Consider the following 24,093-nt stretch of genomic DNA (forward strand, 5'->3'; position numbering starts at 1 on the left):
TGAACATGCAGTTATTGGTAATATTATTCAAACGCAGGTTACATTTTTTATTGCTGCAATGGAATACTTTGCTGAAAGGATCGTCTAATTATTCATTGTAAATTAGAGGTTATGATAAGTAACTCACGTTTAACAACGATAGATCTTGCATTACATTCTGCTGTTGTGTTGTTGCTCAATAAGTTTTTGGGACAACCTCACTGTCCGGGATTTTGTCATTGTTTAGCAGGCTTCTGCTTATATAATGACCTCTCTTTATTACTTTTTTGACATACTCACAGCAAGTAGTTACCAGACATGATGAAAATACAATTGCAGGGACTTTCACTGGCTGTTGCGGCAGCACTTTCAGTGAGCACTTTTTCGAGTCAGGCCGCTGTTAACGGAGCTGACGCACGAAGTGTTGGGATGGGAGGCACGGGGGTTGCTTCAGCGAGTTATCTGACCGCTGGCTTTTATAACCCGGCGCTGGTTGCCCATTACAAACAGAACGATGATTTTGGCGTGCTTCTGCCAGCTGTTGGGATCAGCGTGCATGATCCGGATGACTTGAATCAGAAAGTGGACGATTTCCAGAAAGTGAATGATCAGCTGGAAGCGGCCATTAATAGCAGCAACGGTTCACCGGTCTCAGACGCTCTGGTCGATAAGTGGAAAGCGGCGCTGATGGCAATGGATGAAGGGAAGCTGAAAGCTGATATCAGTGTCGGTGCAGCCGTGGCGGTTCCGAACCGTTATCTGAGCATGAGCCTCTTTACACAGGCGCAGATTGTCAGTCTGGCAAAAGCGAATATCGACCCGGCTGATCTGGCTGGCGTGGACGGTTCGAACCCGCCGGATATGGATAACCTGCAGTCTGATGTACTGGGTGTTGCTGGTGGTATTGTGGATGTGGGTCTGGCAATGGGTAAGTCGTTTGATTTGCCGATGGTTTCCCTGCCGGAGCAGCGCGTATCTGTCGGGGTATCACCGAAAATTCAGCAACTGATTGCTGTGAGTTTCCAGAACACGGTCAGTCAGTTCGACGACAGTGACTTTGATTTCCAGGAAGAATATCGCGATGACACCGCTTTTAACCTGGATTTCGGTCTGGCTTATCAGCCAATCCCTGCTGTTACGGTGGGCTTCAGCGGCCGCAACCTGTTCAAACAGGAGCTGGAAACCAATACTCCGGTGTCCCCTGCAGGCAAAACTGAGAAGTTTACGGCCAAAACACTGGTGGTTGAGCCGAAGTACACCCTGGGTGTGGCTTACAGCAACAGCTGGTTTACCGCAGCCGCGGATGTCGATCTGAACGAGCAGAAATACTTCAAAGAGTTCGATCTGGCGACTCAGTATGCCCGCTTCGGGATGGAACTGAACGGTTGGGACTGGATACAGATGCGTGCCGGTTACAGCCTGAGTCTGACCGATTCTGCGAAAGACACCATGAGTGCCGGTCTGGGTCTGAGTCCGTTTGGGGTGATGGCGGTTGATCTGGCGCTGCAATATGGTCAGGACAACAACTACGGCGCAGCCCTGCAGTTTGCTTTCACCATGTAAGGTGGCTCTCTGTTCTGAAAAAACTCGTCACAAGTTTGACGGGTTTTTTTATGTAACCAAGAAATTAATTACATGAGAGTGTGTGGTGAATCGTAAAAAGGACAGAAAATAACAACCAAAAAATAAAGCCATGAAATGCAACGACAATTTATTGTGTCTTTTCATGCATGAAATTCGATCTCACTGAAATCTTGACTAGTCTCATAGGCAATGGAGAGAGACTTCATTGAAGTAGTAACTTGAGCAACATTCAACGCTTTCTTTATTTACAGTTTCCGGTGTATTTGAAACCACGAGTGGCAGTATCGACGTGCTCTCAAAATGGAAATCATTTTCAGAAACAACAAGGAAACTTACTATGTCGACAATCCACAAAGTAGAAATCGTCATCGACTGTGAAGCCGTTGAACACGGTGCGCAGGGGTATCAGGCCGTCCAAATGTTTGCTGATTCGGATATTGTGATAGATAACTCGCAAGGTTCTTATGAGTTAAGTATTTTGGTGAATAATGGCGACATTATGCGCTGGGCAGCTTTTCCGAAAGTGATTGAGTCTGAGGATGGCCACCATTATTCAGTGCTGATTGATGCGGAACATGAGTGGAATGACAGCACACTGATTAAAGACTGGACCGCGTATCAGGGAAATACCCAAGTCTTTGTGTACGAAAGCGATGCGATTCCAATGAGTGATGAAGTACATCTTTCTTATCAACGCCAAACAGCTTACCAGCCATATGTTCAGGCTGAAGCGACGTTGCCAGGTCGTCCAAATCCAGGGGCAAAACAAAAAGCCGCGTATACATTCTGGGTTAAGGTCTTTAAAGATGATACATGTATCGCCGAAATTAACTGGGACCCTTATGTCACCGCGGTTCAGCCTTAATGTGTCTGGTCCGGAAGCTTTCTCTCAGGTGATATGTGGGTGCTCTGGAGATGCGTGAGCAGGGTTTGTAAGCAACATACCTGTTGGAAGCAGCTAAAAATGCCAGAGGAATAACCTCTGGCTTTTTGTTTTGCAGCGGAGAGATTACTCGTTGTTGCCCTGACCGGTCAGGCCGTTTTCATAACCACCACTGCAGCAATGACGACAAAGATGCCGGTCCATCCCAGTGGCGTCAGCCGTTGTTTGAATAGCACCGAACCGCCGATGGCTGTGCCCAGAATTCCGATGGCACCCCATGACGCATAAGCAACCGCCAGATCAATCTCTCTGACAGCCTGGGCCAGCAGGGTAAATGCAGTGAGGACCAGCACAATAGAAGTGGCTCCCCAAATCCGGTGTTTGAATCCGTCGGAGCGGGTGAGCGCCATATTGGCTGCAATATCCACGACAGCTGCCAGCACAACAAAACCAAATGACAGAGTAAAAAACTGATTCATGACCAACTCCCTGAGGACGTGTGAGACTGAGGGCGTTCTTCGGCGATGGCCTTGTCTGAACTCTGTTGTTGCTCGCCCAGCGTGACCATCACAATCCCTACCACCGCCAGACCCAGTCCAAGCAGTTCCTGCGGATTTAAATCGGCGTCAAACAGCAGTAGGGATGCCAGCGTGATCAGTGCGATTCCCAGCCCCTCCCACACGGCATACGCTACGCCAATCGCAATTTTCTTGGCAGCTAAAGAGAGAAAGTAATAGGACACAGTGATCAGCAAATACATGACTCCGTAGCCCCAGAGTGAGTGTTGCTGACCAATGAAAGTCATCGTGCTGGTGCCGGCGACCTCAGAGGTAATTGCCAGCAGCAGAAAGATTCGTGCAATAAACATGCTATACCTGCCAATGAATGAACATAAATGGATAGCAAAGGATTGCCGGGTCATGAGGCTGGTCGAGACAAAGAAAAGTCTGAGCTATGGATGACGGGCAATGCTTTGCAATACACGGCAAGGTTAGCTGTTGGTCTACTGGGTGGACAGGTATATGAGATATTCAATTATGAATATCACTTTGGTCGGCTGGGACCGGCCTGAAAGCATTTCTTTATCACACGATGCAAATGCTGATGGAGCGGGTGATTGCGGTTGGACTGTAAGAATCCACCGGAAATCACAAAATCACTGAATTCGCGGTTAACCGTCGGCATCGGGTAGGCGGCCAGTTCAGGAAACAACCGGATGGTGCTCTGACTCGAGTACATAATGGCGTCGGTATCCAGCAGCATCTGTGCCGCGACCCGCAGGTTATAGGTTTTCAGCAGAACATTTGGCTGATAGCCCATACGCTGATATTCCGATTCGACGGTACACAGCGGGTTGTATGAGGCGGGCGCGGGCAGGGAAATGATGGGCAACTGAGCGACAGTTTCCCATTCGTTGACGTCTTTATGTTGCGATAATGTTGGGTGGTACTTCCGTGCCACAATCATCCGCTTTTCTGTAAAGAGCGGCCGCATATAGAGATCTTTTGGCAGCTCGGTCTCCTGATCCAGAATGCAGTAGTCATGCTGACCTTCAAGCATTTCGTCCTGACTGTAACTGTTCCAGTTGGAAAAGGTAAAAGTTGCCTTCGGAAATGCCTGATGGCAGACGCGCAACAATTGCTGACCTTGTTCATCCAGCAGGTAGGGGTCAATCACCAGTGACAAATGGCCGTCGTATGCCCCGGCACTGAAGTCTTCAAACTCTTTCAGCACTTTATCGATGGGGGCCAGAATGTTGTCAAATTCTTCCGCCAGCCGTAATGCCATGGGAGAAGGCTCTACGCCGTGCGGTTTACGCACAAACAAAGGGTCGTTCAGCGTCGCTTTTAAGCGTGCAATGCCCCGGCTGGCACTGGGTTGCGACATGCCCAGATGCATCGCAGCAACTTTAATACTTCGATGGTCGACCACGGCTTTGAGTAAGCGCATGAGATTGAGATCCAGTGCATCGAGCTGATGGGCCATGGTTTTGCCTGCAAGTGATTGTCCGGGGAGAATATCAGTGATTGTAATCTGCCGGGCGGATCAGGTCACGACCCGACCCAGTTTGTTTTTCTGAGACGGGAGGCGCGGAGAAAGGTCTGAGAAACAATTCACCCCGGGAAGAATAATAAAGACGAACCATTTTATTCTGTGAAATAAAAAAGGAGATGCATAAACAAAATGAGATTGAGTGATTTTATGTTTTATATTTATTTAATTATTTTTATATCGATCTGAAAAATATTCGTCTGTTAAAGTCAATTTTTTTATTTTTGTTCGGTCTGGATGTTTTCTGGTTTTCGGCTGTGAATCACGCTTTCAAATGAATAAGCGGCTATACATAGGTTTTGATATACAAATGGGGCGGCAGAGAAGAAGAGGGCTGGTTTTAATCTCTGTCTGTGCATTTTTGCGAAATCTTTCAGGTGCTTATTATGGCTAGGACTGTGTTGGATGGGTTTTATCAGCAATTATCTGAAAATAAAGATAAAACAGCGGTGGTGTATCAAAATCAGCAGCTCACCTTTCAGCAGCTTCATGAATTCAGTGATCAGCTTTGTTACTTTTTAAAAGCAAAAGGCGTGCGAGCCAGTCAGATGGTTCCCATTATTGCGCAGCGAACGCCCAATTTAATCATTGGTATTCTAGCTGTCATGAAATCGGGGGCAAGTTATATTCCGGTGGATGCTTCTTATCCGCAACGGCGAATTCAGGATATTCTTGAACAGGTGAATGCAACCGTTGTTCTGACCACGGATTTATTTTCAGAATTGACGTCAGACTTTGTGCCTTACTGTTTCATCAATATAGAAACAGCAAAAGAAATGATGAGTCAGGAACACGAGAAAAGTGACATCAGCCCGGATGATCTGGCTTATATCATTTTCACTTCAGGTACCACAGGCAGTCCGAAAGGTGTGATGATCCCACATTCGGCTTTACAGAATGTGGTTGCCTGGCATAACACGCATTTTGACATGACGGCAGCCGCCCGGATGCCATGGATTGCCGGGATCAGCTTCGATGTGTCTCAGTGGGAAATTTGGTCGGCACTGACTTCCGGGACGACCCTGTTTATTCCGGAGCCAGCGATTCGTCAGCAGCCTGATCAGTTGTTGCAGTTTTTCGCGGATCAGCAAATCACGCATGCTTTTGTGCCCACGGTCTATATCGAGGCGATCGTTTCGCAGCCTCAGCCAGAGCATCTGGTGCTGCGTTATCTGTTTACGGCCGGTGAAAAACTCAGTCCGGTGGATTTATCCGGGGTGAACTACACCCTGATTGATTATTACGGTCCGACAGAAGCGACAATTTTTGCAACCTGCCAGCAGGTGCCGTGCCGCAGTTTGCAACAGCCGGAGTCAATTGGCCGGCCGATCGCAGGCGCTGAAGTTTTCATTCTCGACACCGACCAACAGGAAGTCAAAGCCGGTCAGTCGGGAGAGCTTTGCATTGCCGGTCCCGGTTTGGCGGCGGGTTACCTGAATGCCCCTGAACTGACCGCAGAGAAGTTTGTCCGGCTGCCCCGGGTGTCCGATCAGCGGTTGTACCGCAGTGGCGACCGGGCACGCATGTTGCCGGATGGACGGATTCAGTATCTAGGCCGGCTGGATGATCAGGTCAAAATCCGTGGCAACCGGATTGAACTGGGCGAGCTGGAAGGGGTGATTCAGGAGCTGGAGGATGTCAAACAGGCAGTTGCCCTAGTTGCCCATGCGGACAATCCAGCTCTGAAGAAAATCCTGGTGTTTCTGCTTGCCGACACTAAAGAGAGCTCGGCGCTGATTGCCTCGGTCCGGCAACAGATTGACAAGTCGCTGCCTGAATATTTTCAGCCTGCCGCGATTGTACCGGTAATGCATTTCCCGTTGACTTCCAATGGCAAAATCGACAAGCAACAACTGCTGAATCAATACCTCGCACAATTGGAACAAGCAGAAGCTAACATGTCTCATCTGTCTGAGGCGGAGGCTCAGATTGCTGCGATCTGGTGCGAATTGCTTGGAAACCGGACGTTTTTGCCCGGCGATGCTTTTCTGGATGTCGGGGGCGACTCTTTACAGGCCGTGCAGCTGGCGATGCTGATCAGCAACCGACTGGGGGTTCAGACCTACGTCAGGGATATCTACGATTTTCCGACCTTACAGCAGCTGGCGCATGCTATGGCCCGCAGAGCAGGCGCCATACCATCGGAAGTGGACAGCGAGCCCGTCCGCGAACTGCATCAGGACGTGAATTTGCCACCGGATGTGCAGATCAATCCGATGTTTGAGCTGAAGCAGATCATCGCACCTCAGAGCATCCTGCTGACCGGAGCGACGGGTTTTGTCGGCTCTCATCTGCTGGCGGAATTGCTGCGAACGACCGCCAGTCAGATTGTCTGCCTGGTGCGGGCGACGTCCGCTGAAACTGCGATGGCCCGGCTGCTCTCTGTCCTGACGCAGTACCGGATCGAACTGACAGAACCACAGCGACGGCGGATTCAGGCTGTTGCGGGTGATCTGGCTGAACCTGATTTCTCAATGGACTCAGAGCAATATCAAGCCTTATGTCAGCAGGTGGATCTGGTGTATCACTCGGCCAGTGCCGTGAATTTCATCCAGCCGTATTCCTATATGAAGCATGACAATGTGCAGGGGCTGAAAGAAGTCATCCGGTTTGCATCGAGCGTAAGAACCAAGCCTCTGATCTTGCTGTCGACGGTTTCGGTTTACAGCTGGGGACACCTATTCACCGGCAAAACCGTGATGTATGAAGCGGATGACATCGACCAGAATCTGCCGGCAGTGGCGAAGGATATCGGTTATGTGCGCAGTAAATGGGTGATGGAAAAGGTCGCGGATCTGGCCGCGGCACAGGGGCTGCCGTTAATGACCTTTCGGCTGGGTTATGCGACGACGCACAGCCAAACCGGGGTGACTGCAGATTATCAGTGGTGGGGACGCTTGGTAAAAACCTGTCTGAAGACCGGTTGTGTGCCGGATTTGAGAGATTTTCATGAGGGCCTGACCACGGTGGATTACATGACCGCTGTCATTGCACATATCAGCCGGAACCCGGAAGCACTGTCGCTGAAGTTTAATCTGGTTCATGAAGTAACGAACAACCTGAAGCTTCCGGAATTCTTCCGTCGTTTGGGGCAAGCCTGTGGCACCGATTTTCAGGTCTTGCCTTACCGGAGCTGGCTGGCGTTGTGGGAATCGGAACCTGGGATGCCGCTCTATCCGCTGCTCAGCATGTTCAAAGATCGGGTGTATCAGGGACAGTCGACGGTTGAGCTGTATCAGAAAACCTATCAGTGGGACTGCCGCAACGTGAAGCGTTTCCTGCAAGGCAGCCACATTCAGGAACCGGTTTTTAACCAGGCGTTGCTCAGGCGTTATCTGGAACAGTCGATCCGGGCAGAGACAGCAGACTTGTCTTTGGCGTAATGTCAGCTTTGTACGTCCGTTCAGACATATTTGATGACAATTGAGAGATGGCCGAGATGAATGAGCCGATGAAGGTGTGAACGCAGGCCAGTAAAAAAGCTATACACCAAGGACAGTGTATAGCTTTCTTTTTATTTTCAGGCTTAAGTTGCTGGAAGCGCCTATTAACGCATGGTCACAAACTCTTCCGAGCCGGTTGGGTGGATGGCAACCACGCTGTCGAAGTCGGCTTTGGTTGCGCCCATCTTCATGGCGACGCCGAAGCCCTGGATCATTTCATCGACGGTATAGCCGATGCCGTGCAGGCCGACCACGGTTTCTTCCGGACCGGCGCACACCAGTTTCATCTTACATGGTTGGCGGTTGCTGGTAACGGCGGTGTACATGGCGGTGAAACCGGATTTGTACACTTTCACGTTGTCTTCGCCGTACTGAGCGATGGCTTCCGGCTCGGTCAGGCCGATGGTGCCGATTGGCGGGTGACTGAACACCACGGTTGGCACCAGCTTGTAATCCATCTTGGCGTCCGGCTTGTTGTTAAACAGTCGCTCAGACAGCTGACGGCCTGCTTTGACAGCCACCGGCGTCAGCTCGATACCGCCTTCCATGATGTCGCCCACGCAGTAGATGCCCGGCACGTTGGTCTGCTGGTATTCGTCAACCTTGATGTAGCCTTTGTCAGTGGTTGCAACGCCGGTCGCTTCCAGATTGATTTTGTGGGTAACCGGGTTACGGCCGATGGCCCAGATCAGCAGGTCGGTGTTATGAGACTCGCCGTTTTCGAAGTGCAGGGTGATGCTGCCGTCGGCTTCTTTCACTACTTCTTTTGGCACAGAATGGGTGTGCAGCGTCGGGCCTTCATTGTTCATCACTTCCACCAGCGTTTCGACAATCATCGGGTCGAAGCTGCGCAGCGGCGATTCTTTACGGACGAACAGGTGGGTGTCGGTGCCCAGCGCATGCAGCACACCGGCGATCTCAACGGCAATGTAGCCAGCACCGATCACGGCGGTACGTTTTGGCTGTGCGTTCAGCTCGAAGAAACCGTTGGAATCGATGCCGTGCTCGGCGCCCGGAATGTTCGGAATAGTCGGCTCACCGCCCACGGCGATCAGGATGTGGTCGGCGGTATACTGCTGACCGTTCACTTCGACGGTTTTGGCATCAACGAACTTGGCAAAGCCGTGAATGACTTCAATTTTGTTATTGCCCAGGACGTTTTCATACGCCTGGTGGATACGGCCGATGTAGGCTTCCCGGCTTTCAACCAGGGTAGACCAGTTGAAGTTTTTCACTTCCACATCAAAGCCGTAGTCTTTGGCATACAGATGCATGGCTTCTGCAATCTGAGCGCCGTGCCACATCACTTTTTTCGGCACACAGCCGACGTTGACACAGGTCCCGCCCAGGGCTTTGGCTTCAATCAGCGCGACTTTCGCGCCGTACATTGCTGCGCGGTTTGCCGATGCAATCCCGCCGCTGCCGCCGCCAATACAGATGTAATCAAAATGCGTTGCCATGACTTTTCTCTCTATGCTGTGGAATCTTAGCTGGCGGACAGTGTATACCTAAGTCACCGTCAGATGCTAGGTGCGGCGAAATGGACGCCTGGGATGTGCTTTCAGGGAAAGGAGACCGGTGACCGGATAGTGCGGTTGGTCACCGGTTGGTGTGTGATTGCCGATTACTCCGGCACCACCCAGCGCAGGGTGGTGTGGCCGCGCGTCGGGGCAATCACGGATTGCAGCCAAGGCAGCAGGGTTTCCATCTGGCTTTCCAGCTTCCAGGGCGGGTTGATGACAATCATGCCTGAGGCGGTCATGCCGCGCTCTTCGGTATCTGGCTCAACACCCAGCTCGATTTGCAGGATTTTGCGAATCCCGAGTGCTTCCAGCCCTTCCAGCATGGCGTCGATGTTGCTGCGGTAAACCACCGGATACCAGATGGCATAGGTGCCGTTTGCCCAGCGTTTGACACTTTCGTCAATGGCTTTCACCACGTCCATGTACTCGTGTTTGAGCTCATACGGCGGGTCGATCAGCACCAGTCCGCGACGTTCTTTCGGTGGCAGGCTGGCTTTCAGGCGGGCAAAGCCGTCTTCTTTATAAATGCGGACCTGACGGTCGCCGCGGAATTCCTGCAACAGCAACGGAAAATCGGTCGGGTGCAGCTCAGTCAGTACCATGCGGTCCTGCTCGCGGATTTGTGCCCGGGCCACTTTCGGTGAACCCGGATAGTATCGCAGGGATTCACCTTGATTTAGGACCCGGATTGCATCCAGATAAGAAGCCAGCTCGGCGGGCAGGTCGTCGCGCTGCCACAGGCGGGCAATGCCCTGCAGGAACTCACCGGTTTTCTCGCTGCGCTCGTCCTGCAGATCATAGCGGCCGACCCCTGAATGGGTGTCGTGATAGACAAAGGCTTTGTCCTTTTGCTTGAGGGCATCAAGGATCAGGCTCTGGACGATGTGCTTGAGCACGTCGGCATGGTTGCCAGCGTGGAAACTGTGGCGATAACTCAGCATGGGTCACTCTGTGATAGTCGGTGAAGGGCGCTATTATCGCCGAATCAGTCGGAATATCCAGCGTGTATGTGGCCTGTTCACAAAGCTTGCCACTAAAATAGAGGATGCAGCCCGCCAAAATTGCGCTAAGGGATTGAAAAAGGCGTCGTTCAGACGCATTTATTCTGGAATCACTTCAAAAAGGATACGCTGATGTCGAACCCACTACTGACCATGACGGATCTGCCGCCGTTTTCACAAATCAAACCCGAACACATCTTTCCTGCCGTTGAGCAGGCCATCAAAGACTGCCGGGCCAAGGTAGAAGAAGTTCTGGCCAGCGGTGAGACGCCGAGCTGGGACAGCATCTGTGCGCCACTGGCGGAGGCGGATGATCGCCTGGGCCGTATTTGGTCGCCGGTCGGTCACCTCAACGGGGTGAAGAACAGCCCGGAACTGCGTGAAGCCTATGAAAGCTGCCTGCCGATGCTGTCGGAATACAGCACCTGGCTGGGACAGCACAAAGGTCTGTATGAAGCTTATAAAAGCATTCGTCAGAGCGAGTCATTTGCTGAACTGTCGAAAGCAAGACAAAAAGCGATCACGGATGCACTGAAAGAATTTGAGCTGTCGGGCATTGGCCTGCCTGCGGCAGAACAGCATCGCTATGGTGAAATCAGCAAGCGACTGTCTGAGTTGTCCTCGACTTTCAGCAACAATGTGCTGGATGCGACCATGGGATGGACCAAGCTGGTCAAAGATGAAAAAGAGTTAGCCGGGATGCCTGAGTCAGCCTTGCAGGCCGCTGCAGCTGCGGCGGAAGCCAAAGGTGAAACCGGTTATCTGCTGACACTGGAGATCCCGTCTTACCTGCCGGTGATGACTTACGGAGACAACCGCGAACTGCGTCGCGAGATGTATGAAGCATTCGTCACCCGTGCTTCAGATCGGGGTCCGAACGCCGGTCAGTGGGACAACAGCGAGATCATCGCAGAGAAACTCAAGCTCAGCCATGAACTGGCACGCCTGCTGGGTTTCAATACCTACAGTGAAAAATCACTGGCGACCAAGATGGCCGAATCGACCGAGCAGGTGCTGGGCTTTCTGAACGATCTGGCTGCCCGTGCGAAACCTCAGGGGGAGCGGGAAGTGGCTGAGCTGCGTGATTTTGCCCGGGAGGAATTCGGCGCAGAAGAACTGGCGCCGTGGGATATTGCTTACTATGCCGAAAAACTGAAGCAGCATCGTTACAGTATTTCTGATGAGCAGCTGCGTCCTTATTTCCCGGAACACAAAGTGGTGTCCGGACTGTTCGAAGTGCTCAAGCGTGTCTTCGGCATGACCGTGACTGAGCGTGAAGGCGTGGATGTCTGGGACCCGAGCGTACGTTTCTACGATATCTTTGATGCCAGCGGCGAGCTGCGCGGCAGCTTCTATCTGGATCTCTACGCCCGAGAGCACAAGCGCGGCGGAGCCTGGATGGATGAGTGCATCGTGCGCCGTGTGCGTGAGGACGGCAGCCTGCAGCGTCCGGTGGCTTACCTGACCTGCAACTTTAACAAGCCGATCGGTGATAAACCGGCGCTGTTTACCCATGATGAGGTGGTGACTCTGTTCCATGAAACCGGCCACGGCATTCATCATATGCTGACGAAGGTGAATGAATCAGCAGTCTCCGGCATCAATGGCGTGCCTTGGGATGCGGTTGAGCTGCCAAGCCAGTTCCTGGAAAACTGGTGCTGGGAAGAAGAGGCGCTGGCCTTCATTTCCGGTCACTATCAAACCGGAGAGCCACTGCCGTCTGAACTGCTGGAAAAAATGCTGGCAGCCAAGAACTTCCAGTCGGCGATGGGCATGCTGCGTCAGCTGGAATTCGGCCTGTTCGATTTCAGTCTGTACACTAATTACGATCCGGAAATCGGCGCACAGGTGCTGGATACGCTGGCGTCTATCAAGCAGAAGGTCTCTGTGGTGCCGAGTCCGGAATGGGGACGTTTCCCGCACAGCTTCAGCCACATTTTTGCCGGGGGCTACAGTGCCGGTTACTACAGCTACCTGTGGGCTGAAGTGTTGTCGTCTGATGCCTATTCCCGCTTCGAGGAAGAAGGGATCTTCAATGCGCAGACCGGCGCAGACTTCCTGGACTGCGTGCTGGAACGCGGCGGCAGTGAAGAGCCGATGGATCTGTTCAAACGCTTCCGCGGCCGGGAGCCGAAAATTGATGCATTACTGCGTCACAGCGGTATTACTGGTTAAGCACTGCTGTGCTGAAACTGAAAAGGCTCCCTCGGGAGCCTTTTTTCATGTGAGTCAGACGATGTTGATCAACTGGTCTGACTGATGTGCAGCGGCCAGCCCAGATCGGTCTGGCGGTGTGCTTCCTGATGCAATTCAGCATCGGTCAGCGGGTTGGCTGCCAGCCAGCTTTGCGGTAATTCCAGAGTGAGCTGACTGTCGTCAACAGACAGACGGGCCGGTGGTTGGTGCTGACTGTCGCGGCGGTGGCAGAGGATCACGGCCAGCCGCAGCAGGCGCAGGATCCGGACTGCATTCGCGGCCGGCAGGGCATGTTGCTCCGGCAGGCTGGTCAGGTTGTCGCGGTAACGGCGCAGCATTTCCCCCAGCAGGTGTTTCTGGGCGCGGGTAAAACCCGGCAGATCCAGATGCTGAATCAGGTAGGCGGCGTGGTCGCCGCTTTGCTTGAAGCCAATCCCGGTGCCGATTTCGTGCAGCATGGCACTGGCATGGAGCAGCGAGCGGGTCTGGGCATCGGTTTGCCACAGAGGCTGGCAGTCATCCAGCAGGGTCATGGCTGTTTCTGCCACCGTGGCGGCATGTTCGGCATCAATCTGGAAACGATACTGAAGACTGCTTAGCGTTCGGGTACGCACGTCATCATGGCGCATCTGCCGGCTCATCATGTCGTATACCATACCTTCGCGCAGGGCACCGCCAGCCAGTGTCATGGTCTGGATTTCCAGGGTTTCAAACAGGGCGATCAGAATGGAAAGACCACTCGGAAAGACCAGTGCACGCTCGAGCGTCAGACCTTCAATATCCAGATCTTCCAGGCGCTCGTACTGCATCGCCTGACGCTGCAGTCTTTTCAGTTTGGACAGCGTAATCAGCTCGTCCATACCCTGAGCAACCATGATTTCCTGGAGTGCCTGTACGGTGCCGCTGGCACCGACACAATGATCCCAGCTCAGGTCACGGTAAGGCTCGACGATGGGCGCGATCGCTTCTTTGGCTGCCTGAATTGCGGCACTGAAGTTTTCGGTCGTCAGGTGGCGGTCTTTGAAATAGCCTTCCAGCCAGGTGACACAGCCGATCTTCAGGCTGGTGAGCGCCCGGGCTTCAAAACCTTCGCCGATAATGACTTCGGTACTGGCGCCACCGATGTCGACCACCAGTCGCTTACCCAGTCCGCCGGATGTATGTGCGACACCCTGATAGATGATGCGGGCTTCCTCTTCTCCCGGAATGATGTCGATCGGATGATTGAGGATAGCCGTAGCTCTGGAAAGAAAGTCGTCAGCATTCACAGCTGTGCGCAGCGCAGCCGTGCCTACAATCCGGATCCGCTCGGCCGGGATATCCTGCAGGCGTTCAGCAAAAAGTGACAGGCACTCCCAGCCGCGCTGCATGGCTTCCTGACTCAGTTCATTCTGGCTGTTCAGGCCAGCTGCCAGGCGGACTTTGCGTTTGATTTTCGCCAGAGTATGCACACTGCCGGCCACTTCACGCACGATCCACATATGGAAACTGTTAGAGCCCAGATCGATGGCTGCATACAGTGGGGATACGACACAACTTTCCATAGCGTCTTCTTCAGTTACTGCGTTTTCTGTGGAGAACGGCGGCGGCTCCGCTGACGTCCCTGTTGTCCTTGACCCTGACGGGATCCACTGCTGCGACGGCTGCCCTGACGCGGTGCGCGCTGAACTTTGACCGGCGGCGGCAGGTCTTCCAGCATTGCACTTGGGTCGTAATTCGAACGTGGAATGGTATGCTCGATATAAGTTTCAATCGCGAGCAGATTATGCGAATAGGCTTCACAGGCAAAGCTGATGGAATGACCACTGGCTCCTGCACGGCCCGTCCGGCCAATCCGGTGTACGTAGTCTTCGGCATCGTCAGGCAGATCGTAGTTGAACACATGCGTTACCTGAGGAATATGCAGACCTCGTGCAGCCACATCAGTCGCCACCAGAATGTCGACCTCGCCCTGGGTAAACTGTTCCAGAATGCGCACGCGTTTTTTCTGCGGCACGTCGCCGGTCAGCAGTCCGACGCGGTGATTATCGGCTTCCAGGTGTGCCCAGATGTTTTCACAGCTGTGCTTGGTGTTGGCAAAAATAATTGCACGATCCGGCCAGTCTTCTTCAATCAGCGTCTGCAGCAGGGGCATTTTGTCCTGATTTGACGGATAGAACAGTTCTTCCTGAATGCGGTGACCGGTTTTTTGATCCGGCTCAACGACAACGTTTTCCGGGGTGTTCATGTGCTCGAACGCCAGCTCTTTCACCCGGTAAGACAGCGTTGCTGAGAACAGCATGTTCCGGCGTGCTTTCGGGTTTGGCATCTGGCGGAACAGGAAGCGGATATCTTTGATAAAGCCCAGATCGAACATCCGGTCGGCTTCATCCAGAACCACCACTTGAATGCCTTTCAGGTCAATCACGCGCTGTTTGAAAAAGTCGATGATCCGGCCGCAGGTGCCGATCAGAATGTCGACGCCGTTTTCCAGATGCTGTTTCTGTTTTTCATACGCTTCGCCACCGTAAGCCAGACCTGCGGTCAGGCCGGTGCTATTTAGCAGTGGCGCAGCATCGTTGTATATCTGAATTGCCAGTTCCCGTGTAGGTGCCATAATGATTGCACGGGGCTGATTGGTCTTTCTCTCCTCAGGTGCTGGCGTCAGCATCAGATGGTTAAAGGTGGCCGTCAGGAAAGCCAGGGTCTTGCCAGTCCCTGTCTGCGCCTGACCGGCAATGTCACGGCCGGAGAGCACTACCGGCAATGCCTGGGCCTGGATTGGGGTACAATAATGGAACCCTTTCTCTTCCAGCCCTTGTAAAACCTGAGGGTGTAGCCCCAGGTCGGCAAATTTTTGCTCTGTGATATGAGTCGTCTTCATTCGTATAGAATATCAGCTTAGGGTTGCAATACGAAACGTATTCAATTCAAATAGGGCATCGATTTGCTGGTTAAAATAGAATCAGCGTTGAAAATCAACCATTGGAGTGGAAGATGAGCGACAAGATTGTGCAGCTGACAGACGCAAGTTTTGATAACGATGTGATTAACGCTGCAGGCCCTGTTTTAGTCGATTTTTGGGCCGAGTGGTGCGGACCATGTAAGATGATCGCGCCTATTCTTGACGAAATCGCAGAAGAATACGAAGGCAAACTGACGATTGGTAAGCTGAACATTGATCACAATGCTGCGACGCCACCGAAGTTCGGTATCCGCGGTATTCCGACCCTGCTGCTGTTCAAGGACGGCGCAGTGGCAGCGACCAAAGTGGGCGCGCTGTCTAAGACGCAATTGAAAGAGTTTCTGGACGCTAATCTGTAATTAGCAGAATTGAGACCTGTGCCGCGTACAATACTTTATTGTGCGCGGTGACTTTTCAGCGTACTAGACGGACGCTGGCTTTAGTGCTAAGTTATTGCACGTAAATTATACGACAGTTCATTTCTTGACCAGCCCCATTGGTCAAAGCTTTTCTCAATTAACCTATAGAACCCCTAATTTGACTGACAAGAAACCCACCACTATGAATCTTACAGAACTGAAGAACCAGCCTATTTCCAAGTTGGTTGCGCTCGGCGAAAGCTTAGGACTCGAAAACCTGGCGCGTTTGAGAAAACAGGACATTATCTTCGCCATTCTCAAACAACACGCGAAAAGTGGTGAGGACATATTCGGCGACGGGGTTCTGGAAATTCTGCAAGACGGTTTTGGCTTCCTCCGCAGCGCAGACAGCTCTTACCTGGCCGGCCCGGATGACATCTATGTCTCGCCAAGCCAGATTCGCCGCTTCAACCTGCGTACCGGTGATACCATTTCAGGTAAAATCCGACCACCCAAAGACGGCGAACGCTACTTTGCCCTGCTGAAAGTCAACGAAGTTAACCACGATAAACCTGACAACGCCCGCAACAAGATCCTGTTCGAAAACCTGACCCCGCTGCATGCAAACGACCGTATGCGTATGGAACGCGGTAACGGTTCTACTGAAGATATCACCGCACGTGTTCTGGATCTGGCCTCACCGATTGGTAAAGGTCAGCGTGGTCTGATTGTGGCACCGCCGAAAGCGGGTAAAACCATGCTGCTGCAAAACATTGCGCAGAGCATTGCCTACAATCACCCTGAGTGTGAGCTGATGGTGCTGCTGATTGACGAACGTCCTGAGGAAGTCACCGAAATGCAGCGTCTGGTCAAAGGCGAAGTGGTTGCTTCAACGTTCGATGAACCAGCTTCCCGTCACGTTCAGGTTGCAGAAATGGTGATCGAAAAGGCCAAGCGTCTGGTTGAGCACAAAAAAGACGTGGTGATCCTGCTGGATTCCATCACGCGTCTGGCACGTGCCTACAACACCGTGGTGCCATCTTCCGGTAAAGTTCTGACCGGTGGTGTGGATGCAAACGCCCTGCATCGTCCGAAGCGTTTCTTCGGTGCGGCCCGGAATGTTGAAGAGGGCGGCAGCCTGACCATCATCGCGACTGCGCTGGTGGATACCGGTTCGAAGATGGACGAAGTGATTTACGAAGAATTTAAAGGTACAGGTAACATGGAACTGCACCTGTCCCGTAAGATTGCTGAGAAGCGTGTCTTCCCGGCGATTGACTTCAACCGCTCAGGTACCCGTCGTGAAGAGCTGCTGGCGAAGCCGGATGAGCTGCAGAAGATGTGGATCCTGCGTAAGATTGTTCACCCGATGAACGAAACGGACAGTATGGAATTTTTGATCGACAAACTGTCGATGACCAAGACCAACGACGAGTTCTTCGAGGCCATGCGTCGCCAGAAATCCTGATATCTCTGGCTTCACATCACAGTTCACAAAAACGCCACCTTGTGTGGCGTTTTTTATTGCTGATAATATTCATCAAACTGTTTTATACAGCATTCAATTCATGCGGTATGAATGGTTGTGACTCACAACGGAGCAGGCCTGCCAGGATGGCGGCTCTCATAACTTATCTGACGATAACACGTGCCGGTGATGGCACTGAGGATAACGACATGCGACAAGGATGGGGCATGTGGCTCGGGTTGTGGATGGCTTGGCTTGCCTTACCGGTTCAGGCTGATGAAATCAGTCAGCGGGAATACCGGCAGGTGACTGAAGCTATCACATCTGAACTGAAACCGCTTAAAAACCTCTACCGTGAAAGTGAGATTTCCCGGCTGGATCAACAGCTGACCGATTTTCCTGTGCTGGAACAGGAAGCCCTTCGTGCTGCGCTGGTGGATTACGCGCAAAGCCTCAAGCAACTGGATGAACAAAAGATTGGCTGGCTGGAAACACTGGCCTCCCGCAATCCCCGGTTTACCCTGACAGAGCAGGGCGACGGCTATACGGTAACCCGATCTGCTTTCAACTACGGCCCTCAGGCCCGGCAATTACTACAACACTGGGAAAGTGAACAACTGGCGCAGCGCTTTGTCCGCGAAGTTGAAGCCGGCACGCTGGTGCTGACCGACTGGCTGGGGGATGAACTGAACACCCAGCGGACTCGGCGTGATATTGCACTGGCCCAGTTATCTGAACTGTCTGAATCCGGCGTACGTTATCTGGCCGATCAATTTCTGTCTGACCGGCATCTGTTATGGTTGCCGGATAACGGCCTGCTGTCCCGGCTGGCAGAAATCAGCGGTGATCAGGGATTATATGAGCAACTCTGGCGACGCCGGACCGATCGTTACAGTCGCGCAGAACTCAATCGCTTAATTGATCTGCTGCCTAAGCCAGCAGCCATTACCCAGCTGATTGAAGCGACACGGAATCCGTCGCTGAAGGATCAGGCATACCAGGCACTCGCTACGCTGAAACCACTACCGAGTCGGGTGGAGGTTTTTCTGCTCAGTAAGCTGTCGGAGCCGGAAGATGGCGGGCTGGTGGCCAGCCAGCTGGTCAGTCAGGGCCATTCCGGCTGGTTAGCCAAGCTGGCGGCCGGATCGAAAAGTTATACCCTGAAGCGAAACCTTGAAACGGCCTTGTCCGCATCAGCACCTTAGTGGCTCTGGCGTATTGAAATAACGAACGGTCAATAATTTCCCACGAAACAAGCATCTTGGTCATGAGACGTATATAATGTGTCCTATTTTCATCCCGGTCTGCTGAATGGGCCGGGCGAATTGACAGATAGGGTGCAGGAATGAAATTCAACGATCTGCGCGACTTCATTGCCTACCTGGAAGAGCGTGGGCAACTCAAGCGTATCAAGCAGCCGATCGATCCCCGGTATGAGATGACGGAAATCTGTGACCGTACCCTGCGTGCGGGCGGCCCGGCATTATTGTTTGAAAATCCGGTGGGTTACGACATGCCTGTGCTGGCAAACCTGTTCGGCACCGCAGAGCGGGTGGCCATGGGGATGGGCCGCGAAGATGTGCTGGAGCTGCGGGAAGTCGGCAAGCTGCTGGCCTATCTGAAAGAGCCGGAGCCGCCAAAGGGATTCCGCGATGCCATCGATAAACTGCCGGTCTTTAAACAAGTGCTGAATATGCCGGCCAAGCGGCTGAGCAAAGCACCGTGCCAGCAGATTGTCTGGCAGGGCGATGAGGTTGACCTGGATAAGATCCCGGTGATGAGCTGCTGGCCGGGGGATGTGGCACCACTGATGACCTGGGGTCTGACCATCACCCGTGGTCCGGAAAAGAAACGCCAGAATCTCGGGATCTATCGTCAGCAGAAACTGAGCAAGAACAAAGTGATCATGCGCTGGCTCGCTCACCGCGGCGGCGCACTGGATTTGCGGGAATTCATGCAGGCGCATCCGGGCGAAAAATTCCCGGTATCGGTCGCCTTTGGTGCTGATCCTGCCACCATTCTCGGTGCGGTGACCCCGGTGCCGGATACCTTGTCAGAGTACGCGTTTGCGGGTCTGCTGCGGGGCAGCAAAACGGAAGTCGTGAAGAGCATCAGTAATGATCTGGACGTGCCTGCCAGCGCAGAAATCGTGCTGGAAGGCTATATTGATCCCAACGAGTATGCGGATGAAGGGCCGTATGGGGATCATACCGGTTATTACAATGAGGTGGAGCGCCACCACGTATTTACTGTCACTCATGTCACCATGCGCAAAGACCCGATTTATCACAGCACGTACACCGGCCGCCCGCCGGATGAGCCTGCGGTACTGGGCGTGGCGCTGAATGAAGTATTCGTACCGATCCTGCAAAAGCAGTTCCCGGAAATTGTTGATTTCTATCTGCCGCCGGAAGGGTGTTCGTACCGTATGGCTGTGGTGACGATGAAGAAGCAGTATCCGGGTCACGCCAAGCGGGTAATGATGGGCGTATGGTCCTTCCTGCGCCAGTTTATGTACACCAAGTTCGTGATTGTCTGTGATGATGATGTGAATGCACGCGACTGGAACGATGTGATCTGGGCCATTACCACCCGGATGGATCCGGCGCGGGATACGGTGATGATTGAAAACACCCCGATTGACTCGCTGGACTTTGCGTCGCCTGTGGTCGGACTGGGCTCCAAAATGGGGCTGGATGCGACGAACAAATGGGAAGGTGAGACTCAGCGCGAATGGGGCACGCCTATCGTGAAGGACCCGGAAGTGGTTGCGAAGGTGGATGCTCTCTGGGATGAGCTGGGAATTCTGGCGAAATAGCAGCCAGAGAAAACAAGTCATGACAACGTACCGGATCAGACTGCTGCCAGAACAGGTTGACTTCAATGCCGGTGAGGAAGAAACCCTGCTGAGTGCGGCACGCCGGGCAGGACTTGCCTTTCCCCACCGCTGTCAGGTCGGGGCCTGCGCCAGCTGCCTGTGTCGTAAACTGTCGGGCGAGGTGGCCTATCAGCTGGCGCCGATGCTGACCGGGAAAGAGCAGGCTGCCGGATGGATTTTCCCTTGCCTGGCGATGGCCCGCAGCGATCTGGTACTGACTATGGATAACGAGGAACAGAATGTCGATTCAATGTGAAGTGAAGTCAGTCGAGTCACTGGCATGCAATACCTACCGTATCCTGCTGAAGCCTCAGCAGGCGGTAGATTTTAAGGCTGGCCAGTATCTGCTGGCGGTCATGGGTGAAAAGGATAAGCGTCCGTTTTCCATTGCCAGCAGTCCTTGCCGTGGCCAGGAGCTGGAGCTGCACATTGGTGCTGCGGATCATAACCCGTTTGCCATTGAGGTGGTTGAGGCCATGCGTCAGGCCATGGAAGACGGCCAGCTGTTCGACATTGAAGCGCCCATGGGTGATGCCTGGCTGCGTGAAGACAGCACTAAACCCTTGCTGCTGATTGCAGGTGGCACCGGATTCTCCTATGTTCGCAGCTTGCTGGATAACTGTCTGAGCCGGGGCATGACCCAGCCAATCTTTGTGTACTGGGGCGGTCGTGATGATTGTCAGCTGTATGCTCATGATGAGCTGGTTGAGCTGGCATCCAAACACGCGAATCTGACTTATGTCCCTGTGGTTGAAACTGCCCCTGAAGGCTGGCAGGGCAAGCTTGGGAACGTACTGGAAGCTGTCAGCGAGGATTTTGTCAGCCTGTCTGCGTACGATATTTATATCTGTGGCCGTTTTGAAATGGCTGGCGCTGCCCGCGAACTATTCACCGCTGAGAAAGGTGCAGACCGTGAGCGGATGTTCGCGGATGCTTACGCCTTTATCTGATTCGTTCAGTATGAATAAAAAAGCCCCTGTGATTACCTCAATCGCAGGGGCTTTTTATTGTTCTCACGAAACCAGTGCCGATGGCGAGGTGGTTTTGTATTTCAGCAATGCTGATCAGGCATGTGCTGCAGCGACCCGGCGTTTCACCCAGGTCTCATTGATCCACAGTGACAGCAGAATAATCGCACCCCCGATGAGCAGACGAGGATAGTCGACATCCCGGTTCCAGATCACGATGTTGACGATCAGACCCGCAGGCACCAGTGCATTATTCATGATGGCCAGCGCCCCGGCATTGACCAGGGTTGCCCCCTTGTTCCAGATAAAATATCCCAGGCCTGAAGCCACAATCCCCAGATAGATCAGGATACTCCACTGAGTGTTGGTGGTCGGCAGTTTTTCCATGTTGCCGAATATCAGAAACATCGGCAGGGCAATACAGGCTGCACCGAGATAGAACAGACCGAAAACAGTATGCTGAGGCAGATCGGCTTGTTCTTTTTCCATAATCACCTTGTAGCCCACCTGGCCGATGGCGAAACACAGGTTTGCCCCCTGAACAATCAGGAAACCGAGAATGAAGTTTTCGTTAATGCCTTCAAACTTGATCACCGCAGCACCCAGTACCGCAATGACCGCAGTGACCAAATACCAGGCCGAGAAGCGGCGCTGAAGCAGGTCGTAAATCAGGGTGACGTAAATTGGCGTAAAGATGGTGAACAGCAGTACTTCCGGAACCGTCAGATAGAGGAAAGACTGATAGTAGAAGCAGTACATGATCCCGAGCTGGAAAGCCCCGACGACCATCAGCTTGAGTGACAGTCTCAGTGTCAGGTGCTGGCGACGCAGAAATGGCAGAAAGACCAGTGCAGCCAGAGCGACCCGGGTGAGGACGGAGAACCAGGCATCGACCTGTCCGGCCAGATAGACTCCAATCAGGCTGAAAGAAAACGCCCACAGCAGCGTTATCGCAGTTAAGTATCCCATTTGACAGTGTCCTTTGAATTTCGGCCGCCTAGTGTAACCGAAATCAGTGCTGAGCCAATGGGTGGGCTGGTCTGATGTTGCGGGAGACTGGCTGACGCTCACAGTCGTCAGCCAGAGCAAAGACTTAGTGTAGCGGGACCATTAGCAGGTCAACCGGGGTGTGGTTGATCAGTTGCTTGGTGGAGGAGAGGATTTTGCTCCAGAAATCCTGATGGTGGCCGCAGATCATCAGGTCAACATCCGACTCTTTGATGATATTGCAGATTTCATCGCTCAGATCACCGCTGCCGACAAAGGTATGCGTGACCGGATGTTCTGCTTTTTTAGCCAGCTCCTGCAGCTGTTCCTTCGCATTATCGGCCATACGGAACTGAGCTTCAGCCAGATTGATATCAATCAGACCGGTGTAGAGTTCGGCATAGTTGGTATCAATGTGGATCAACGACAGCTTGGCATTGAGTGTCCGCGCCAGTGCTGCGCCTTTGCTGACCAGAATGTGACTGTCTTCAGATAAATCAACCGCAACCAAAATATGTTGATAGGTCATAACCTGCTCTCCTGTATGTTTTTTGTATGCTAGCATGGCGTATTCGGGAAAAATGCTGTGCTGATCTCATTGCGTACACCGACGGAAAATTCTGCGAGCTCTGTAGCCAAGCAGTTGGATCTTTTTAGCTTTTTTATGATTTGCCGTCAGGATAAGCATGATACCTTGTCAGGTGAGTTGCAAACTCAGTTATGCATAGTGACAATGTGTTGATTACACTTGATTAGGAAAGGAGTAGTGCGATGCTAGCTCAAGCAATGGTTGATAAACTGAACGAACAAATCAACTTGGAGTTCTTTTCATCAAACCTGTACTTGCAGATGAGTGCCTGGTGTGAAGATAAGGGCTTTGAAGGAGCGGCAGAGTTTCTCCGCATGCATGCGGCAGAAGAAATGCAACATATGCAGCGTTTGTTTACCTATGTAAGCGAGACGGGTGCGATGCCGATTCTGGGCAGCATTGAAGCACCGCAGCATGAGTTTGGTTCTCTGGGTGAAGTGTTCCGCGCCACTTACGAACATGAGCGTCTGATCACTGGATGTATTAATAAGCTGGCACATGTCGCTTTCACCACTCAGGACTACTCAACCTTTAACTTCTTGCAGTGGTATGTTGCAGAACAACACGAAGAAGAGAAACTGTTCAAAGGTATTCTGGACAAGATCGAACTGGTTGGTGAAGACGGTAAAGCTCTGTTCTTCATCGATAAAGATCTTGCCGCCATGGCGAAGCAGGAATCCAGCTCTGTCATGGGTCAGCAGGCCGGCTGACAGGCACTGGGGATCACGGCGGCGTTCCTCTCCGAAAGTTCGCCGCTGTGGATTGCAGCCCCCGGCTTATCCCGGCCAGCATTGAACAATAGCCGTTGTTCGGGGGGTACTATGTTTAGTGGCGATGCAATCCTCATGGCACTGTTTTTAGTGGCCATTATCAACATTTCTCGTTACGTCAGTACGCTGAAAACCTTGCTGGTGGTCATGCGTGAATGCGATCCGCTCTTATATCAGCAGGTTGACGGCCGGGGCTTTTTCTCCTCTCAGGGGAATGTGAACAAGCAGATCCGGCTCTTCCACTATATCCGCAGTCAGCAGTACCAGAAGCATCATGATGAAATATTCATGGCCAAGTGCGAAAAGGTACGCAAGCTGTTTGTTCTCGCCAGCACCAGCCTGATGGTTTTCCTGATTACCATCTTCGTGGTCGCCTATCTCGGTATCTGACTTCTGCCACCCACTTTCTGAGATTGGTATTCCGGCGACAGATGAGTAAAATACGCGCACTAGAAAAGGATGCCTGGTA

The 24,093-nt window shown here is 52.6% G+C and carries 21 protein-coding genes; 12 read left to right on the forward strand and 9 right to left on the reverse strand.

Going from position 1 to position 24,093, the window contains the following annotated elements; translation table 11 throughout:
* Positions 1-297 precede the first annotated feature (297 nt).
* Both traF and L4174_RS00270 read left to right on the forward strand, forming a co-directional pair.
* Positions 298-1,542, forward strand: coding sequence for a conjugal transfer protein TraF (gene traF / locus L4174_RS00265; RefSeq protein ID WP_248144594.1), 1,245 nt, complete (start codon positions 298-300; stop codon positions 1,540-1,542).
* 358 nt (positions 1,543-1,900) lie between these two features.
* Positions 1,901-2,428 carry an AidA/PixA family protein gene (locus tag L4174_RS00270; protein ID WP_248144593.1) on the forward strand — a complete coding sequence of 176 codons (528 nt, stop codon included), beginning with the start codon at positions 1,901-1,903 and terminating at the stop codon, positions 2,426-2,428.
* 167 nt (positions 2,429-2,595) lie between these two features.
* Here L4174_RS00270 and mdtI read toward each other — a convergent pair whose 3' ends face one another.
* The 3 genes from mdtI to L4174_RS00285 form a co-directional block, all read right to left on the reverse strand.
* Complete coding sequence (gene mdtI, locus L4174_RS00275; protein WP_248144592.1) at positions 2,596-2,925, reverse strand: multidrug/spermidine efflux SMR transporter subunit MdtI; 330 nt, start codon at positions 2,923-2,925, stop codon at positions 2,596-2,598.
* Complete coding sequence (locus L4174_RS00280) at positions 2,922-3,314, reverse strand: SMR family transporter (protein WP_248144591.1); 393 nt, start codon at positions 3,312-3,314, stop codon at positions 2,922-2,924. The genes mdtI and L4174_RS00280 overlap by 4 nt, the downstream gene beginning before the upstream one ends.
* A 176-nt stretch (positions 3,315-3,490) precedes the next feature.
* A complete protein-coding gene (locus tag L4174_RS00285) occupies positions 3,491-4,432 on the reverse strand; it encodes a LysR family transcriptional regulator (protein WP_248144590.1) in 942 nt (313 codons plus the stop codon).
* 452 nt (positions 4,433-4,884) lie between these two features.
* Here L4174_RS00285 and L4174_RS00290 point away from each other — a divergent pair, with 452 nt between their 5' ends.
* Entirely contained in the window at positions 4,885-7,881 is a 2,997-nt protein-coding gene (locus L4174_RS00290) for an amino acid adenylation domain-containing protein (protein WP_248144589.1), read from the forward strand.
* Between the two features lie 164 nt (positions 7,882-8,045).
* On the opposite strand, the gene gorA is transcribed toward L4174_RS00290, so the two are convergent.
* Entirely contained in the window at positions 8,046-9,401 is a 1,356-nt protein-coding gene (gene gorA / locus L4174_RS00295; RefSeq protein ID WP_248144588.1) for a glutathione-disulfide reductase, read from the reverse strand.
* Positions 9,402-9,565: 164 nt separating this feature from the next.
* Positions 9,566-10,405 (reverse strand): 23S rRNA (adenine(2030)-N(6))-methyltransferase RlmJ, encoded by an 840-nt coding sequence (locus L4174_RS00300; RefSeq protein WP_248144587.1) that lies wholly within the window; start codon positions 10,403-10,405, stop codon positions 9,566-9,568.
* Positions 10,406-10,597: 192 nt separating this feature from the next.
* On the opposite strand from L4174_RS00300, the gene prlC reads away from it, so the two are divergent.
* Positions 10,598-12,640 carry an oligopeptidase A gene (gene prlC, locus L4174_RS00305; RefSeq protein ID WP_248144586.1) on the forward strand — a complete coding sequence of 681 codons (2,043 nt, stop codon included), beginning with the start codon at positions 10,598-10,600 and terminating at the stop codon, positions 12,638-12,640.
* Positions 12,641-12,708: 68 nt separating this feature from the next.
* On the opposite strand, the gene gppA is transcribed toward prlC, so the two are convergent.
* Together gppA and rhlB are read right to left on the reverse strand one after the other, a co-directional pair.
* Positions 12,709-14,205: a guanosine-5'-triphosphate,3'-diphosphate diphosphatase gene (gppA, locus tag L4174_RS00310; RefSeq protein WP_248144585.1), complete on the reverse strand. Its 1,497-nt coding sequence runs from the start codon at positions 14,203-14,205 to the stop codon at positions 12,709-12,711.
* Between the two features lie 14 nt (positions 14,206-14,219).
* Positions 14,220-15,524: an ATP-dependent RNA helicase RhlB gene (gene rhlB, locus L4174_RS00315; protein ID WP_248144584.1), complete on the reverse strand. Its 1,305-nt coding sequence runs from the start codon at positions 15,522-15,524 to the stop codon at positions 14,220-14,222.
* Positions 15,525-15,637: 113 nt separating this feature from the next.
* Between rhlB and trxA the strand changes: the two genes are divergently transcribed.
* From trxA to fre, 6 genes are all read left to right on the forward strand, one after another.
* Positions 15,638-15,964, forward strand: a complete 327-nt coding sequence (gene trxA, locus L4174_RS00320; protein ID WP_248144583.1) for a thioredoxin TrxA — start codon at positions 15,638-15,640, stop codon at positions 15,962-15,964.
* A 202-nt stretch (positions 15,965-16,166) separates the two neighbouring features.
* Positions 16,167-17,432 (forward strand): transcription termination factor Rho, encoded by a 1,266-nt coding sequence (rho, locus tag L4174_RS00325; RefSeq protein WP_036750450.1) that lies wholly within the window; start codon positions 16,167-16,169, stop codon positions 17,430-17,432.
* 146 nt (positions 17,433-17,578) lie between these two features.
* The gene (locus L4174_RS00330) at positions 17,579-18,637 is read left to right on the forward strand and encodes a hypothetical protein (RefSeq protein ID WP_254589106.1); all 1,059 of its coding nucleotides are present in this window, start codon (positions 17,579-17,581) and stop codon (positions 18,635-18,637) included.
* A gap of 140 nt (positions 18,638-18,777) precedes the next feature.
* Positions 18,778-20,250 carry a 4-hydroxy-3-polyprenylbenzoate decarboxylase gene (gene ubiD / locus L4174_RS00335; RefSeq protein ID WP_248144581.1) on the forward strand — a complete coding sequence of 491 codons (1,473 nt, stop codon included), beginning with the start codon at positions 18,778-18,780 and terminating at the stop codon, positions 20,248-20,250.
* A gap of 19 nt (positions 20,251-20,269) precedes the next feature.
* Entirely contained in the window at positions 20,270-20,566 is a 297-nt protein-coding gene (locus L4174_RS00340) for a 2Fe-2S iron-sulfur cluster-binding protein (RefSeq protein ID WP_254589107.1), read from the forward strand.
* Entirely contained in the window at positions 20,550-21,260 is a 711-nt protein-coding gene (gene fre, locus L4174_RS00345) for an NAD(P)H-flavin reductase (RefSeq protein WP_248144579.1), read from the forward strand. The genes L4174_RS00340 and fre overlap by 17 nt, the downstream gene beginning before the upstream one ends.
* Before the next feature lie 114 nt (positions 21,261-21,374).
* Here fre and L4174_RS00350 read toward each other — a convergent pair whose 3' ends face one another.
* Positions 21,375-22,247 (reverse strand): carboxylate/amino acid/amine transporter, encoded by an 873-nt coding sequence (locus L4174_RS00350; protein WP_248144578.1) that lies wholly within the window; start codon positions 22,245-22,247, stop codon positions 21,375-21,377.
* A gap of 124 nt (positions 22,248-22,371) precedes the next feature.
* Entirely contained in the window at positions 22,372-22,794 is a 423-nt protein-coding gene (locus L4174_RS00355) for a universal stress protein (RefSeq protein WP_248144577.1), read from the reverse strand.
* A 242-nt stretch (positions 22,795-23,036) separates the two neighbouring features.
* On the opposite strand from L4174_RS00355, the gene ftnA reads away from it, so the two are divergent.
* Together ftnA and uspB are read left to right on the forward strand one after the other, a co-directional pair.
* On the forward strand, positions 23,037-23,564 hold the full coding sequence (ftnA, locus tag L4174_RS00360; RefSeq protein WP_248144576.1) for a non-heme ferritin: 528 nt from the start codon (positions 23,037-23,039) through the stop codon (positions 23,562-23,564).
* A gap of 111 nt (positions 23,565-23,675) precedes the next feature.
* Positions 23,676-24,014, forward strand: a complete 339-nt coding sequence (gene uspB, locus L4174_RS00365) for a universal stress protein UspB (protein WP_248144575.1) — start codon at positions 23,676-23,678, stop codon at positions 24,012-24,014.
* The last annotated feature ends 79 nt before the right edge of the window (positions 24,015-24,093 follow it).

The organism is Photobacterium sp. CCB-ST2H9 (assembly GCF_023151555.2).
Taxonomy (GTDB): Bacteria; Pseudomonadota; Gammaproteobacteria; order Enterobacterales; family Vibrionaceae; genus Photobacterium.

Bases quoted from the DNA above. Each gene is read 5' to 3' on its own strand.
- traF (WP_248144594.1), top strand. From the start codon at position 298: ATGATGAAAATACAATTGCAGGGACTTTCACTGGCTGTTGCGGCAGCA.
- L4174_RS00270 (WP_248144593.1), top strand. From the start codon at position 1,901: ATGTCGACAATCCACAAAGTAGAAATCGTCATCGACTGTGAAGCCGTT.
- mdtI (WP_248144592.1), bottom strand. From the start codon at position 2,925: ATGAATCAGTTTTTTACTCTGTCATTTGGTTTTGTTGTGCTGGCAGCT.
- L4174_RS00280 (WP_248144591.1), bottom strand. From the start codon at position 3,314: ATGTTTATTGCACGAATCTTTCTGCTGCTGGCAATTACCTCTGAGGTC.
- L4174_RS00285 (WP_248144590.1), bottom strand. From the start codon at position 4,432: ATGGCCCATCAGCTCGATGCACTGGATCTCAATCTCATGCGCTTACTC.
- L4174_RS00290 (WP_248144589.1), top strand. From the start codon at position 4,885: ATGGCTAGGACTGTGTTGGATGGGTTTTATCAGCAATTATCTGAAAAT.
- gorA (WP_248144588.1), bottom strand. From the start codon at position 9,401: ATGGCAACGCATTTTGATTACATCTGTATTGGCGGCGGCAGCGGCGGG.
- L4174_RS00300 (WP_248144587.1), bottom strand. From the start codon at position 10,405: ATGCTGAGTTATCGCCACAGTTTCCACGCTGGCAACCATGCCGACGTG.
- prlC (WP_248144586.1), top strand. From the start codon at position 10,598: ATGTCGAACCCACTACTGACCATGACGGATCTGCCGCCGTTTTCACAA.
- gppA (WP_248144585.1), bottom strand. From the start codon at position 14,205: ATGGAAAGTTGTGTCGTATCCCCACTGTATGCAGCCATCGATCTGGGC.
- rhlB (WP_248144584.1), bottom strand. From the start codon at position 15,524: ATGAAGACGACTCATATCACAGAGCAAAAATTTGCCGACCTGGGGCTA.
- trxA (WP_248144583.1), top strand. From the start codon at position 15,638: ATGAGCGACAAGATTGTGCAGCTGACAGACGCAAGTTTTGATAACGAT.
- rho (WP_036750450.1), top strand. From the start codon at position 16,167: ATGAATCTTACAGAACTGAAGAACCAGCCTATTTCCAAGTTGGTTGCG.
- L4174_RS00330 (WP_254589106.1), top strand. From the start codon at position 17,579: ATGGCGGCTCTCATAACTTATCTGACGATAACACGTGCCGGTGATGGC.
- ubiD (WP_248144581.1), top strand. From the start codon at position 18,778: ATGAAATTCAACGATCTGCGCGACTTCATTGCCTACCTGGAAGAGCGT.
- L4174_RS00340 (WP_254589107.1), top strand. From the start codon at position 20,270: ATGACAACGTACCGGATCAGACTGCTGCCAGAACAGGTTGACTTCAAT.
- fre (WP_248144579.1), top strand. From the start codon at position 20,550: ATGTCGATTCAATGTGAAGTGAAGTCAGTCGAGTCACTGGCATGCAAT.
- L4174_RS00350 (WP_248144578.1), bottom strand. From the start codon at position 22,247: ATGGGATACTTAACTGCGATAACGCTGCTGTGGGCGTTTTCTTTCAGC.
- L4174_RS00355 (WP_248144577.1), bottom strand. From the start codon at position 22,794: ATGACCTATCAACATATTTTGGTTGCGGTTGATTTATCTGAAGACAGT.
- ftnA (WP_248144576.1), top strand. From the start codon at position 23,037: ATGCTAGCTCAAGCAATGGTTGATAAACTGAACGAACAAATCAACTTG.
- uspB (WP_248144575.1), top strand. From the start codon at position 23,676: ATGTTTAGTGGCGATGCAATCCTCATGGCACTGTTTTTAGTGGCCATT.